Genomic DNA, 13,205 nt, shown 5'->3' on the forward strand with positions numbered 1-13,205 from the left:
GTGGTGGCGTGCATGCGCGGTTCACTCTATAGTGAGCCAACTCGCTAGCATACTTCAGCACGGGAGGCAGTTATTGTGAAAAGCGTCAAAATTTTGATGGTGGGAACTGTTTTCTTCGCGCTCACGCTCGCATCGGCGGTGACGTTTGCGCAGTCGAGCGCCAAGAAGCATCTTGCGTACTTTCCTGAAGAGACCCGTTTCCTCTTCGGCGTCGACCTGGCCGGGGCTCGTGGCACCACGCTGTACGATGCCGGCGCCAAGTGGGTGGCAGCTCAGCCGGACGCGCAGTTTCTGGAAAAGGGACTCATCGAGAAGGCGGGGATCGATCCTCAAAAAGACCTCCACCGGCTTACCTTCGGCTTCGTGGCGCCCAACCCTCGAGGGGATGCCGTTTTCACGGCGGTCATCGAGGGCAAGTTCGACAAAAAGGACTGGGTCGCGCTCGTCGAAGACGACTCCACGATGTCGCAAAAGAAGGTGGGGGAGCTCGACGTTTTCACATTCGACGATGCCGGTGAGGTGGCGTTGCCGAAGAAGAATATCGCGGTGTTCGTGTTCGGCCCGGCGGACTACCGTAAGAAGGTCTGGAAGACGGTGAGGGGGAAGGCAAAGACGGTCGAGACGCAGGCGATGATGAAAGAGCTTCTCGGCAAGGTCGACTTGAACAAGCACGTGTGGGTGGCCATGGACGTGGGCGTCTACAATCGCGGTGGGCCGGTCGATGTCATGAAGTTGACCGGTGCGCTCGATGCGTCCAAGGGGGTGCAATTGGAGGGGCAGTTAGATACGGGCGACAAGGCGACCGCCGACATGTTGCTAGAGCGGTGGAAGGAGAAGCGCACCACCGCCGTGTTGACCATGCAGATGATGCGCGGAGAGGCGTTGCTGTCGAACTTGAAACTGGAGCAGGACAAGGGCGCGCTCAACTTCGAGACCTCGATGACCGATGAGCAACTCGAGGCGATGCTCGCTCAGCTCGAAAAGATCAGTCAGAAGCAAGAGCAGGGAGCTGCGCCCGCAGCGCCGACCTCCGAGGCCGTCGAGACGCAGGCAAGCCCCACGAAGTAAAGGTCGCTCGGTGAAGCTTCGTTTAGCTGCTTGTCTCGGGAGGGTCGGCTGGGGCTTCGGCGTCGTCGGGGTCGCTTGCAGCGCCGGGTTCTTCGGGGGCGCGCCACATGTCCGGGGTGAGGGCGAGTAGCACCACACCTGCCATGATCCAGACATCAGCGACGTTGAAAATGCCGGTGCGCAGCGAGCCGATGCCCATGTTCATGAAGTCGGTGACGCCGCCGTTGAAGGCGACGCGGTCGATGAGGTTGCCGATGCCGCCGCCGATCACCAACGAGGCGGCCACGACCGCCATCTTGGAGATGTCGGCGGTGCGCAGCACCCAGACGAGCAGGCCGAGCAAAAAGACCGCCACCAACCCGGTGAAGATGAGCGTGCGCATCCCTTCGGGCAGGCTCGAGCCCATCCCCAGAAACGCGCCGTGGTTTTCGGCGTAGGTCAGCCGAAAGGTATCGCCCAAATACGAGAGCGTGCCGCGGCCGTCGAGGTGCTGTCGCGCGGCCACTTTGGTGACCTGATCACAGCCCACGCTGCCCAGAAGTACGAAGAGTACGATGGTGATCTTGCCAAGCTTCATTTCATTTCCTGCACACGAAGAGCCCTGGGGGCCAAAGGTTCTGTACCAGTTATATGGGCAACTGGCCGGGCTGGCGAGATCTTCCCGTGGATTTTTGGGAGCGGTTGCAGCCGTCGCCCGGGTTCGCCAAATGATTCCAAATCGGGAAGCGAGTGTCGAAGTACGAGGGGGCTTGGTTGGAGTCAGGGAACCAGGGTGCAGGTGTTCTGTTCGCAGACGGCACGGCGGCCTTGGGGGCAAGCGTCAGGTGAGCAAGTGTCATCGGGACTGCCATCGCATGATGCGTTGAGGGTCTTTGTCCAAGCGGCCTCATTGACGGCGAGGTCGGGGCATTCACAGGTGCCGCGGGTGCAGAATTCGGGGTCGCTCGATTGGATGGGCGCGCAGTCGGAGTCTTCGGTGCAGCTTCGGTCGAGTTGCTCGGCGAGTCCCTGCGGATCTTGGGGCGACCACACCTCGCATCGATTCGCTGAGCACATCACATAGGGTTTGACCGTCGCGTTGTTGCACCAGTCAGTGGACAGTTCGTCACAATCGACTTCATCTTGGGCCCGCATAAAGTCGTCGAGCGCCTCTTGGTTGATGGCGGCGTTGCCGCCGACGCGGCACTGCAGGCAGGTCTGCTCGTTGACCAGCACTCAGTCGCGTGCGGTGTCGCAGGTCTGGTCGAATGCCTCCGCGTCGATGCGCTCGGGCGGTTCGTTGTGACAGGCCGAACCAAGCGTTGCGAACGACAGAAAAGTGAGCAGGGCAAGCAGGTAATGTGACTGGGTGCGGTTGGGCAAAGCAGGTCCCCCTAGGGTGGTGAGTCGTTGATTGTAGATGCATCGTAGCTCCGGAAACATCCAGATATAAATCGGCCCCCTCCCCCGGTGCCAGACACCGTGTCTGCAAGCTGAAACACGATGTCTGGCACCATTTCCACAAACAGAAATCCCACCCCGATCTCGCCCCACCCCCGGGACAGTGTCAGACACCGTGTGGGTTAGCTTTCATGCGCATCACGGCGCGATCGGGGAGCCGATCTTCTGCCGCGTCTCCGCAAAAAATTTAGCTCGATCACGCAACGAATATCCCCCTTTTGCCGAAAACCGTAATGAGGGCTGTAGACGAACCTTCATCTATTCACGGAGCACGGCACCCATGGGACACCCGCTGCGAAATCAGGAAAAGGACGCCATTTACGAACTCGGCAACCGCACGCTGCACCAGATCTATGCGCTTTTGCCCGAGGAGCAGGTCAACGCCATCATCCTGGGACTGCTGTCCAAGTACGCCTGGATGTATGGGGTCGAGATCTTCGCGTTTTGCTTCATGTCCAACCATTTCCACATCCTGGCGCGCTGCCGCTCGCTGCAGATGCATCTGTTCATGCGCGACTTCCAGAGCCAACTGGCCAAAAAGATCAACAAGCTACGCAACCGCACCGGTACCTTCTGGGAGCGCCGCTACACCGCGACCAAGGTCCTGACCGACGAGGCGATGCTCCAGCGTCTACGCTACATCGTGTGCAACCCGTCTGAATCGAACCTCGTGCACCACCCGAAGCAGTGGCCGGGCTTGTGCTCCTGGGACATCCACAAGAGCGGAAAGCCGATGGTGGGCGAGGTGGTCAACCGCAAGACGTACTGGGCGGAGAAGCGCAAGCGGAAAAACAAGGATAAGACCGAAGCCGAGCTCATCGAGATGGCCACCGAGCGGTACGCCCTCGAGATGGCCAAGCTTCCGCAGTGGCAGGGCCTCGACGACGAGGCGTACCACCAAAAGATCGTCGACGAGTGTCACACACACGCTGGGGAACTCGCCAAACTGCGCACTGTGCCGTGCCCGGGGCCTAAGAAGGCACTCAGCGTGAAATGGAGCGACTCTCCCAGGAAGCCGAAGAAGGCGCCTCGGCCGCTGTGTCACAGCGGCGATTTCAAGCAGCGCCAGGAGTACCGCGAAGACCGACGACTTCTCGTCGACCGGTACCGAAAGGCGGTCGGCAGGTGGCGCGAGGGCAAGTCGGATGTCGAATTTCCCGACGGCACCATTCCGCCGGGCCGCCAGTTCTGCGTGGGCGGCAGCTGCGATATCCGCCGTGAGCCGCCACCGTCGCTCAATTGAGCCGCCCCCCATTTGCCGTGCCAGCCATTGTACCCGCCCGTTTGCGCCTTCCCGAGCCGCGAGCCCGCCGAACTATGTCTTCAATAGCCCACAATAGTCTTCGTACACGGTGACTCGAGGCGAATAGAGAACGAGAGGAGCGACGGTCGCCTAGGAGCCTCGGTCTGACAGGAAAGGGGCATGGATCTACGCCATTTGGGCGTTGCCATTCTGGTAGAAACCCGGCGCAGAACCGCACGGAGAGGGCTTTACACGGTGTCTGATACTCGTTTGTGTGTGGGGGGCATTGGGGGGCATTTGGTTCGCGCTTTGGCTGCTGCGTTTGCCGTGCGCCGTCGGGTGAACTACATTGGACGAGCCATGAGCGACGATGACCACACAGGCGGGGGAGGAAAGGGCTGGCTTTGGAGCATCCTGGGCGTAGTTGCCCTCGTGATCGGCCTGCTCGTTCTGATTGGCCTCTCCGCCGTCCTCATCAAATGGGGGATCATTGCGCTGTTGGTCTACGGTGCGTTCGTCCTCGCCCGCCGCCTGCTTGGAAAGTCGTCCTCGGAGCAATCCTCCGCGCCAAAACTCCTGCCTGAAGCAGACCGTTCCTCCGATCCCCTCGCCCTCCTCGAGCAAGAGCGAGAGCTCGACAAGCTCAAGGCGCGTATGGGCGATGATGGCGACTGAGTGACTTCGTCAAGTCCGCCGCAACAGCCCAAAGATATCAACCTGGGCCCCGGGCGTGCATAGTTTTGCAGAGAAGCCTTCTGCTTTGCCTGAAGGCGTGAACCTGCACTCCGTCTACCCATGGGCCGATGAAGCCACGTGAGCTGAGCTTCTGGATCAAAATTCGCGAGAGCATGTGGTTTCTGCCCTCCGTGCTGGTGTTCGGAGGGTTGGTGCTCGCTCCAGTCATGATCTGGATCGACGCCAATTTCGGCCCCCAGATCGATGAGATTCTGCCCTTCGCCTATGACGCGGGCGCCCCGGGCGCACGGGTGATCTTGGGCACCATCGCCGGGGCCATGGCCACCGTCGTCGGTATCGCCTTTTCCATCACCATCGTCGTCCTGCAGCTCGCCGCCGGCCAATACTCCCCGCGGGTGATCACTACGTTTCGCCGCGACCGCGGCCAGCAGGTCGTCCTGGGGACCTACTTGGCCACGTTCATCTACGCCTTGCTGGTGGTGCGCCAGGTCGAAGGTCCGTTCGAGGGCGACGATGCCTTCATCCCCGGCTTGTCCATGCTCGTGGCCCTAGGGCTGGCCGTGCTCTGCCTGGGGATGCTGGTCTACTTCGTCCACCACACCTCCGAGCAGCTTCGTGTCTCGGACATTTCCCGACGCATCCATGAGGACTTGCTCGACATCGGTGAACACCTCTACCCGGAAGGCATCGGTGAATCGCACGAGAGCGAGCTGGAGGACCGTGACCTAGTCGCGCAACTCAAGGGGTCGGAGCGCCCTTCGGCTCTGATTCGTTCCTCTGAGTCGGGCTACCTGCGCCAGGTGGACACCGATCAGGTCGAATCACTCGCCGATGATTCGGTCGAGGCCATCAGAATTTGCCCCCGCATCGGCGAGTTTGTCGTCAAACGTGGCCCGCTCGTCGAGCTTTACTTCGACTCGGAGCTTTCGTGCGACGACTTCGAAGACCTCGAGAAGGACGCGCGCAGCGCTTTTCTCATCGGGCCGCGTCCCACCGTGGCCCAAAACCCGGAGCTCGGAATCCAGCAGCTCGTCGATATAGCCCTGCGCGCGCTGTCTCCTGGAATCAACGATCCCACGACCGCCGAGCAGGTGCTCGCGCAACTCGGCGACTGGATTGCCCGCCTCGCCCACCAGGATTTCCCGCGAGAGGTCCGCCTCGTCAACGGGCGCACGGTCGTTGCCCCGCGCCCTTCCTTCGAAGACCACCTGCGCGAGGCGTTCGAACAGATTCGCCGGGTCGCGGCCCCTCAGGTCCACGTGCTCCACAGTCTGCTCGACGTCTACACCCGCATCATCGAGACCGAGCCGCCTGACGACCGACTGCGACCGCTGCGTCACCAAGTCGAGGCGGTTGCTCGCCTGGCTACTGAAGAGAATGTCCCCGAACCCCACGAGCGCCAGGACCTCGTCGACCACGCCAACCAGATACTCGCCCAACTTCCGCCCGACCAGTAGCTCCACCTCGCGGCCCGTCTGCCTGCCTCCCACCTACCTTCTTCATCTACCATTTTTTGTGTTCAATACGCCTCGGTCGAGTTGCGTGTTGAATAAGGAAAAAAGCTAAAGGGGATTGAAGGTTCTTCATCTTCTCGTAGCTGTTAGCATGAAAGTTTTACTGTAAATAAAATTGTACATAAATAGCAGAAAAGCCTTGCTCTTCAAAAACTTACCCTTTAGAGTCCAGTTATTGCCGAAGCTCATGGGGCGAGTTCAAGCTCTTGAGTTTCGGCGTGTTTTTCGTTTGCTCGGTAAGCTGGAGCTTCCGTCGGTTGATTCCAGCTTCCGAGTAAACGAAAAGCGTCACCGATAACGAAACTCAGTTCGGTGTCCTCGTTGGACGCCGAGAGGAAAACGCACTTCCTAAAGCACAATTTATTGTGCCGAGAAGTACAAGCAGTTCGGTACGCTTATGTTCAACACAGCAGTATTTTTCCGTCGTAATCTCTTCGCCCTTCTCCTCGTCTTTTCGGCCGCCGCGGTCGGCTGCGGTGGTGCAGCAGATAAAGACGACGCCTCCTTCGACTCCAAAAACTCGGGAGGCATCCTCGAGGAAGGGTCCTCGCCGTCCACGGACGGATCTGACGATGCTGGAGACGATCCCTACTCAGTAGGCGATCCCAGCGACGAAGAGAGCCCAGTGTTAGTCGGCGACATAAACGATGACGAGCAGCCCAGCGCTGATCTCGAGGCCGACACGAAGTCTGACACCGACACCGACACGAAGTCTGACACCGATCAGTCCGGCGATCAGACCGGTGATCAAACCGATGGTGGCGGCCAGACCGCCGACGCGCCGCCCGCCTCCAATGGCAGCAATCCCCTGGCCTTCTTGAATCGCTCGGACATGCGCGCCATGTGGGTCTGGAGTGAGATTCCGGGCGCCAAAGAGATCGTCGAGAATATCGGCGGCGCGCAAGACGAGCTGTTGCAGTTCGCCGCCGCCCCGCACGGTGACTCGTCGCGCGCGCTCAACCGCCTCTACTTCGAAGCTCGCGGCCACACCAACGCCGATCGCTGGTCGCAACCGCGCGCGGTCACCTATGATCCGCTGCTCGACACCTCCAAGCAGGGCGCGCTTCGCAGCTTCCTTCGCCGCGCGCACTCCCAAGGTATCGACGTCGAGTACCTCGACGGCCAGGCCATCTGGGTCGCCAGCGACGCGCTGGCTGAGGTCCCCAAGCAGATCTGCCGCGATATCGTCGCCTTCAACAAGACGACCAACGACGTGGCCGAGCGCCTCGACGGCGCCCACTTCGACATCGAGCCGCACACCGTGCGCGAGGGGCCTTATGCCGGTCTTTGGTGGGAAAACCGCCTCGACGGCGGCTACAACGCCGAGTGGACCCAGCGTTGGAAGGGCATCATGAACTCGTGTCGGGCGATCTTCGACGCCTACGAGGCCGAAACGGGTCACAAGCTGATCTTGGCCTCCGACGTCGGCGCCGACTATGCCTACTACAACAAGCCGATCCTCGAGTTCTTCAACGGGCCGAACAGCCCCGTCGATTATATCGGCATCATGAACTACTACGACAACCGCCCCAACGCGAACGGTCAGCCGTCGTTCTTCTTCGGCGAGAGCGAAGGCGGCACGGTGACCGGCGGTGTCGAGCAGAACTTGGAGCTTTGGACCAACACCCCGTTGGTGTTCGGCCTGGAGACCGGCCCGACCTCGATCGCGCCTGACTGGATGTCGTTTTACCAGGAGGGCTACAACGCGATGAACACGGTGGTCGACCAGCTTCGCAGCGACTACGGCACGACCCAAGCGCTGGGTGTGGCCATCCATCACTACAGCCCGAACTCCTATAAAGACCTGAATCCGTAATACGTACGGGGGCTGGCGCTGCGGGCTTCGACCCGCAGCGCCAGTTCGTTTTGCCCGAAAGTTTCTGACCCCATTGACGTACCTCGCAGTCGAGCAGTTTACATCATGTTGGAGCACGCAGTAGCGCTTCACAGACGACTCCTTATCCTCGCCGCCTGCTTGGGGATCACGGCCGCCGGATGTCTCAATCCGGCCTCGGACGACGAAATCCCCTTCGATTCTACAGATACAGACTATTCAGACGTCGCCCACGCCCTGAGAGACGCCGGTAGCTCCGATCCGGATGGCTCGAGCATGCCATCGGATATTGGCATGGGCGGGGATATCTACCCCTCGCCCGACGCAGACACGGTCCCTGACACCGGATCGATGGACACCGGATCGCTCGCTGACAGCGGTTCCGACGCAGACACGGTCCCTGACACCGGATCGATGGACACCGGATCGCTCGCTGACAGCGGTTCCGAATTCGACGCGGGAACGACCCCTGACACCGGATCGGCAGACGTAGGAACACCTCCGGATACTGGAACAGCTCCGAATCCAGCACCGACTCCCAGCACACCGTCTTTCCTGAACAGCTCGGACACCCGCGCCCTGTGGCTGTGGGCCGACGCCGAGACGTCGAAGGCCTTTTTGGATAACCGCTGGGGGATGCAAGACCAGCTCATGCAACTCGCCGCGGCTCCGCACGGCCAGCCGGCGCGTGCGCTCAACCGCCTCTTCTTCGAAGCGCGCACCTACACACGCGTCGACATGTTCGATCGGCTGCGCGCGGTCACCTATGATCCGCTGACCGACCCGACCGAGCAGGCCAAGCTTCGCGCGTTCAACAGACGTGCACATGCCCAGGGCGTGGCCGTCGAGTACCTCGACGGACAGGCGCTCTGGCTGGCGAGCGACGCCAACGCCCAGTGGCCCAAGCAGGTGTGCCGCGACGTGGTCGCCTTCAACCAGACGACCAATGATCCCGACGAGCGCCTCGACGGCGTCCACTTCGACATCGAGCCGCATACCGTCCAGGGCGGCCCCTACGGCGGCGGTTGGTGGCAGAACAAACTGCCCAACGGCTACAACGCCGATTGGACCCAGCGCTGGAAGGACATCATGAACTCGTGCCGGGCGACCCTCGACGCCTTCGAGGCGCAGACTGGCCACCATCTGACCCTGACGGTCGATCTGGGCGCCGATTACGCGTTCTACAACAAGCCAATCCTCAACTTCTTCAACGGCGCCAATACCCCGGTCGATTACGTCACGTTGATGAATTACTACGACAATCGGCCCAACCAGAACGGCGACCCGTCGTACTTCTATGGCTGGAACGACGGCTACGCGACCACCGGCGGAGTGATCCAAAACCTCGGGTTCTGGACGAACGTGCCCGTGCTCTTCGGCATCGAGACCGGGCCCACCGGGATCGCCGCCGACTACATGTCGTTCTACCAAGAGGGCCACACCGCCATGTATTCGGTGGTCGACACCCTCACCCAAAACTACAGCGGATCGGGTATGCTCGGCGTCGCCTTTCATCCGTGGGGATCTTTCAAGGATTTACAACCGTGATCCGTTTGTTTGTGTGAATGGTCGATAAATGGCCGGCGCCTCTTTTCGGGGCGCCGGCTTTTTGGTATTTCGAAGCCGGAAGGTTTTGATTAGAAAAGATCGAACTCTGGGCCAGGAGATCCCGATGTCGAAAGCTCTAACTCGATTCCGTTATATTGCCATCGCCGAGGGCATCTCGTTCCTCGCGCTGCTGCTGGTGACCATGCCGCTCAAGTACATGATGGACATGCCCACGCCCAACAAGGTGGTCGGGATGATCCACGGCGTGTTGTTCATCCTCTATGTGGTGATGGGCATGCAGGCCGCCACTGACGAAGAATGGTCCCCCAAGTTCATGCTGCTCGCTTTCTTGGCCTCGTTGGTCCCCGGCGGCACCTTCATTCTCGACCGCAAGCTCAAACCCGAGCCTGAGGCCTCGGCCGAACCCGCCGAATAGAGCGCGCGGCCAATTCGCGGCGAAGTCGCGAATTGTGCTAAGGTTTAGGGGCAGGGTAATGCTCGGCTACTGCGATCCGTTTGGGAGATCATCATGCACACTCGCCGTCACGATCTGTCCCTTTTGCTCTTCGCCACCGTCGGCGCCTTTTTGTTCTACGGGCTGCTCCACGAGACGATGCGACCGCCCGAGCCTCATCCGGGGCTGCGCGACGACGCCCTCCAAGACGCGCTGCGCGAGGATTGGAGCCATCAGGAGTTGTCGTATTTTCAGGCGCGAAAATACCTGTGGGGCGAGATCGACGGCGACGGCCGTCACGCCGAGGGGGCCTACACCGGCGAGGAGATCGAGTACTTCAAGCAGCCCCTGCCCAACAATGGGGCCGTCGAACACGCTTGGCCGCTGACGCGTCTGCCGAAAGAGGGGCGAAGCGATCTGCACCACATGTTCGGGGTCATCGGCGAGGCCAGGGCGGCGCGCATCAACCTGCACTACGGCGATGTAACCGTGGCGGTCTGGTCGCGCGGCGGGTCGCGCTCGGGGCCCGGCTCGGGCTTCAAGCCGGTCTTCGAGGTGCGCCCCGAACGCCGGGGTGATGCCGCTCGCGCGATGTTCTACGTGGCCACCATGTACGATCTCGATATCCCCAGCGCCGAGGAGAAGGTGCTTCGAAGCTGGCACCACGAGGACAAGCCGTCGAAGGCCGAGCGCATCCGAAACGATCGCATCGAAAAGCGCCAAAAATCACGCAATCCCTTCATCGATCACCCCAAGCTGACGAGTCGCATCAGCGACTTCTGATCACTACCACTGCCCGACGCTCGTGCGAGCCAGAAGCACCGGCAAAAGCCGGGCCGCCTTGCTGTTGTCGGGCGCGATCTCGAGCAGCCTTTGCACGTAGTCGAGCGCGCTGTGGTACATCTTGCGGCGCACCGCGGCGGCCGCGAGCGTCTCGAGTTGTCCGGCGGTGCGCCGACGCGCTGCCGCAGACACTAACCGGTTGCGGTAGCGTTGGCGTTTTTTCGGCTCGCTCAACACCTCGTAGCTCGCCGCCAGGTGCTTTCGCACCGCGCGCAGCCGAATCCTCTCCTTACCATTGAGCCCCAGCGGCTGGTTGAGCGTCTGGAAGGCCGAGCGCAACTCGGTGTAGCGCTTCTCGACCTCGGAGTCGTAGGTCGCCCAGTGAAGCCCGAACAACGTGAAGTAGTTCTCGCGCTCCATGCGCGCCTCCATGACCTCCAGGCGCGCGATCGCCTCTTTGTACTCCTCGGCCCAACTCGATGATTGCAGCGACGACAGGCCCGGCGACTGCACCGACAGCAGGCCGACGGCGTCGAGCGCGCCCAGAAGCGCGACGGTCTCGTCGCTGGGAAGCGGCGACAACTCGAGGACCTTCTCGAAGAGCCGCGGCTTGGCGAGCACCCGGTCGACGAGTTGACGCTCGTGAAGCTTCAAGCCGAGTTGGTTGAAGCTGAACATCAGGCTCGTGCGGCGCTCGAGTTGCATGCCGCGAAGCTTCTCCTCGGTGCGTCCGCGCCGTCCGGAGAACCGGCCGCTGTGCGCGTCGCGCATCTGGTTGAAGACGACGCCGACCATCGGAACCGACGTGATCAACAGCGACGACGGCACCTCGTCGAGGCGATAGTAATCGGCCTCGCCCAATTCGGCGTCCAGCAGCCTGCGCAGCAGGTAGCGAAGCCGCGAGCTGATGGAGGCGCGCACCACCTCGGGCGGCGCCAGGTGCGGCATCCCCAGGAGCGCCTTGGCCGGACTGACGCCGTGTTGGCGGGCAAACGCCTCCACCTCCTCGGCCGCCTCGGGGCTGAGCTTCCCGCCGCGCACCATGAACGACAGCAGCGCTCGCTTCGGGGAGCTTGGCAGCAGCCGAAGGTCGTAGAGTTGGCCGTCGCGGATCACCAGTTGGGCGCGACGCCGCCCGCTCCTGAGCTCGAGCAGTCCGGTTCCGGGCCGTGAGACGAGGGTGAGCAGCACGCGACGAAGCGTGGTTTTGTGAGATACGTCCCAGTGTTGGGCCGGGGCGGTCTCCATTGGGCGCAGGTCGACCGACGGGGTGACATCGGCGGGCGGCGGGTCGGGTTCGGTTGGCGTTGGCGCCGACCGTTGCGCCTGGTCTTGTCGAGCCTGGTCCTGTCGAGCCTGCTCCTTTCGCGCCTCATTGGGAAGAGGAGGCGGCTGGGCGGGGAACTTGCCGGCGTCGCGTCGTTTCCTCCGGGTCTTGAACACCCCGGCTTCGGGCATGACGCCCTCGATGCTTCGGCCGAGTTGAACTTCGACCGTCGGCGGCTCGACGTCGGCCTCGCTGGTCGGAGCCTCCTGCACGATCGCCTCGGAGTCGCGCGCATCGAGCCGTTCGATGCGTCCGATCGCGTCGTCGGCGTGCTCGGAGATCTCCTCGAGGATCTCGGCGATGCTTGGCTCGTCTCCCTGGCGTTTGGCCGCGCGTTTCTTGGCGCGCTGAGCCAATCTGAGCGCGAGCCTGCGGCGTTTCTGGTCGTCGTTCGACATAGGCCTCCCCTGGCAACTAGGACGCACCGCGGCCCACCCCGCGGCGCAGAACACAACACTGTTAGAACTGTCGGTAGGCCGACCGAACTAGAGTACTGTGTGAGGCCTAAACGGGCAAGGTTGTCGCTAAAACTCTATAGAAAACAAGGGTTTGTGTTTGATCTGTTTTTGGCGGGGATGTGTCGTGAGGATGACCCATCACCCCGAGCCCCCAGCTCCATTTCGCGTCGCTACATCGCGCAGAGAGCGCGCAGCGACCGGAGCTGGGGGATGAGGAGGGGGAGGAAAGAGGATCAGTCGAACATCGAGAAGACCGCCCCGCTGGTAGGATGCGAGGCGGGCACGCACAGGGTGCCCCGAATGTCGCTGTAGAAGCCGCTGCCGTCCTCGAAGCCGAAGCCGTTGATGAACAGCGTGCCGCTGGCGCCTGTGAAGAGCCCGGTGCCCGAGACCACACGGTCGAACTCGGTGAACGCACCGCCGGCGGTGTCGAAGATGCCCACGTCGCTCATGACCAGCTCACCGAGCGCCGTGCTGATGACCAGCTCGCCGGCGTAGGTCCACGTCGTCGACGGCTCGACCGGCGGAGTGACTACGCTCGCCTCGCCGACGACCCCGCCGCCGATGCCTTGGGCGGTGTAGCTAGCGACGCCCAAGATCGCGCCGGTGGGCGTGGTCACCTGCCCGGCGGTGCACAGGCCCACCGGACTGGTGCACCCCTCGCTAAAGAAGGTCGCGGTCATCTCGGCGAACACTGGCACGCACAACTCGCCATCGGACGCCTCGGCGTCGGGCAAGGCGGCCATCAACACCACGGTGAATGCAGCCACGAAACTCAGCCATGCATCTCGACGACGTCCCATCTTCGACTCCCTTGCAGACAAACCGACGGCCCGCGCC

13 protein-coding genes are annotated in these 13,205 nt (G+C 62.0%); 8 read left to right on the forward strand and 5 right to left on the reverse strand.

The genetic code is table 11. The annotated features are described in order from the left end of the window. Nucleotides 1–75: 75 nt before the first annotated feature. Complete coding sequence (locus FIV42_RS17930) at nucleotides 76–1,068, forward strand: hypothetical protein (protein ID WP_141199012.1); 993 nt, start codon at nucleotides 76–78, stop codon at nucleotides 1,066–1,068. A gap of 22 nt (nucleotides 1,069–1,090) precedes the next feature. Here FIV42_RS17930 and lspA read toward each other — a convergent pair whose 3' ends face one another. From lspA to FIV42_RS30220, 3 genes are all read right to left on the reverse strand, one after another. After that, nucleotides 1,091–1,645, reverse strand: coding sequence for a signal peptidase II (gene lspA / locus FIV42_RS17935; RefSeq protein WP_141199013.1), 555 nt, complete (start codon nucleotides 1,643–1,645; stop codon nucleotides 1,091–1,093). Between the two features lie 182 nt (nucleotides 1,646–1,827). Then, the gene (locus FIV42_RS17940; RefSeq protein WP_141199014.1) at nucleotides 1,828–2,283 is read right to left on the reverse strand and encodes a hypothetical protein; all 456 of its coding nucleotides are present in this window, start codon (nucleotides 2,281–2,283) and stop codon (nucleotides 1,828–1,830) included. Beyond that, nucleotides 2,284–2,430, reverse strand: a complete 147-nt coding sequence (locus tag FIV42_RS30220; protein WP_168210738.1) for a hypothetical protein — start codon at nucleotides 2,428–2,430, stop codon at nucleotides 2,284–2,286. It abuts the gene before it with no gap. Between the two features lie 358 nt (nucleotides 2,431–2,788). Between FIV42_RS30220 and FIV42_RS17945 the strand changes: the two genes are divergently transcribed. The 7 genes from FIV42_RS17945 (at nucleotide 2,789) to FIV42_RS17975 (ending at nucleotide 10,580) form a co-directional block, all read left to right on the forward strand. Then, complete coding sequence (locus FIV42_RS17945) at nucleotides 2,789–3,751, forward strand: transposase (protein ID WP_141199015.1); 963 nt, start codon at nucleotides 2,789–2,791, stop codon at nucleotides 3,749–3,751. Between the two features lie 360 nt (nucleotides 3,752–4,111). Then, a complete protein-coding gene (locus tag FIV42_RS17950) occupies nucleotides 4,112–4,426 on the forward strand; it encodes an SdpI family protein (RefSeq protein WP_141199016.1) in 315 nt (104 codons plus the stop codon). 128 nt (nucleotides 4,427–4,554) lie between these two features. Further along, nucleotides 4,555–5,904: a DUF2254 domain-containing protein gene (locus tag FIV42_RS17955; protein ID WP_141199017.1), complete on the forward strand. Its 1,350-nt coding sequence runs from the start codon at nucleotides 4,555–4,557 to the stop codon at nucleotides 5,902–5,904. Between the two features lie 454 nt (nucleotides 5,905–6,358). Further along, nucleotides 6,359–7,777, forward strand: a complete 1,419-nt coding sequence (locus FIV42_RS17960) for a hypothetical protein (RefSeq protein WP_141199018.1) — start codon at nucleotides 6,359–6,361, stop codon at nucleotides 7,775–7,777. Nucleotides 7,778–7,882: 105 nt separating this feature from the next. Beyond that, nucleotides 7,883–9,343 carry a hypothetical protein gene (locus FIV42_RS17965; protein WP_141199019.1) on the forward strand — a complete coding sequence of 487 codons (1,461 nt, stop codon included), beginning with the start codon at nucleotides 7,883–7,885 and terminating at the stop codon, nucleotides 9,341–9,343. A gap of 124 nt (nucleotides 9,344–9,467) precedes the next feature. Next, on the forward strand, nucleotides 9,468–9,779 hold the full coding sequence (locus FIV42_RS17970) for a DUF3817 domain-containing protein (RefSeq protein ID WP_141199020.1): 312 nt from the start codon (nucleotides 9,468–9,470) through the stop codon (nucleotides 9,777–9,779). A 93-nt stretch (nucleotides 9,780–9,872) separates the two neighbouring features. Continuing rightward, on the forward strand, nucleotides 9,873–10,580 hold the full coding sequence (locus tag FIV42_RS17975) for an endonuclease (RefSeq protein WP_141199021.1): 708 nt from the start codon (nucleotides 9,873–9,875) through the stop codon (nucleotides 10,578–10,580). A gap of 3 nt (nucleotides 10,581–10,583) precedes the next feature. Here FIV42_RS17975 and FIV42_RS17980 read toward each other — a convergent pair whose 3' ends face one another. Further along, the gene (locus FIV42_RS17980) at nucleotides 10,584–12,305 is read right to left on the reverse strand and encodes a hypothetical protein (RefSeq protein WP_141199022.1); all 1,722 of its coding nucleotides are present in this window, start codon (nucleotides 12,303–12,305) and stop codon (nucleotides 10,584–10,586) included. Between the two features lie 293 nt (nucleotides 12,306–12,598). Further along, nucleotides 12,599–13,168: a hypothetical protein gene (locus FIV42_RS17985; RefSeq protein ID WP_141199023.1), complete on the reverse strand. Its 570-nt coding sequence runs from the start codon at nucleotides 13,166–13,168 to the stop codon at nucleotides 12,599–12,601. Nucleotides 13,169–13,205: the final 37 nt, after the last annotated feature.

The organism is Persicimonas caeni (assembly GCF_006517175.1).
Taxonomy (GTDB): Bacteria; Myxococcota_A; Bradymonadia; order Bradymonadales; family Bradymonadaceae; genus Persicimonas; species Persicimonas caeni.

Bases quoted from the DNA above. Each gene is read 5' to 3' on its own strand.
- lspA (WP_141199013.1), bottom strand. From the start codon at position 1,645: ATGAAGCTTGGCAAGATCACCATCGTACTCTTCGTACTTCTGGGCAGC.
- FIV42_RS17945 (WP_141199015.1), top strand. From the start codon at position 2,789: ATGGGACACCCGCTGCGAAATCAGGAAAAGGACGCCATTTACGAACTC.
- FIV42_RS17950 (WP_141199016.1), top strand. From the start codon at position 4,112: ATGAGCGACGATGACCACACAGGCGGGGGAGGAAAGGGCTGGCTTTGG.
- FIV42_RS17955 (WP_141199017.1), top strand. From the start codon at position 4,555: ATGAAGCCACGTGAGCTGAGCTTCTGGATCAAAATTCGCGAGAGCATG.
- FIV42_RS17960 (WP_141199018.1), top strand. From the start codon at position 6,359: ATGTTCAACACAGCAGTATTTTTCCGTCGTAATCTCTTCGCCCTTCTC.
- FIV42_RS17965 (WP_141199019.1), top strand. From the start codon at position 7,883: ATGTTGGAGCACGCAGTAGCGCTTCACAGACGACTCCTTATCCTCGCC.
- FIV42_RS17970 (WP_141199020.1), top strand. From the start codon at position 9,468: ATGTCGAAAGCTCTAACTCGATTCCGTTATATTGCCATCGCCGAGGGC.
- FIV42_RS17975 (WP_141199021.1), top strand. From the start codon at position 9,873: ATGCACACTCGCCGTCACGATCTGTCCCTTTTGCTCTTCGCCACCGTC.
- FIV42_RS17980 (WP_141199022.1), bottom strand. From the start codon at position 12,305: ATGTCGAACGACGACCAGAAACGCCGCAGGCTCGCGCTCAGATTGGCT.
- FIV42_RS17985 (WP_141199023.1), bottom strand. From the start codon at position 13,168: ATGGGACGTCGTCGAGATGCATGGCTGAGTTTCGTGGCTGCATTCACC.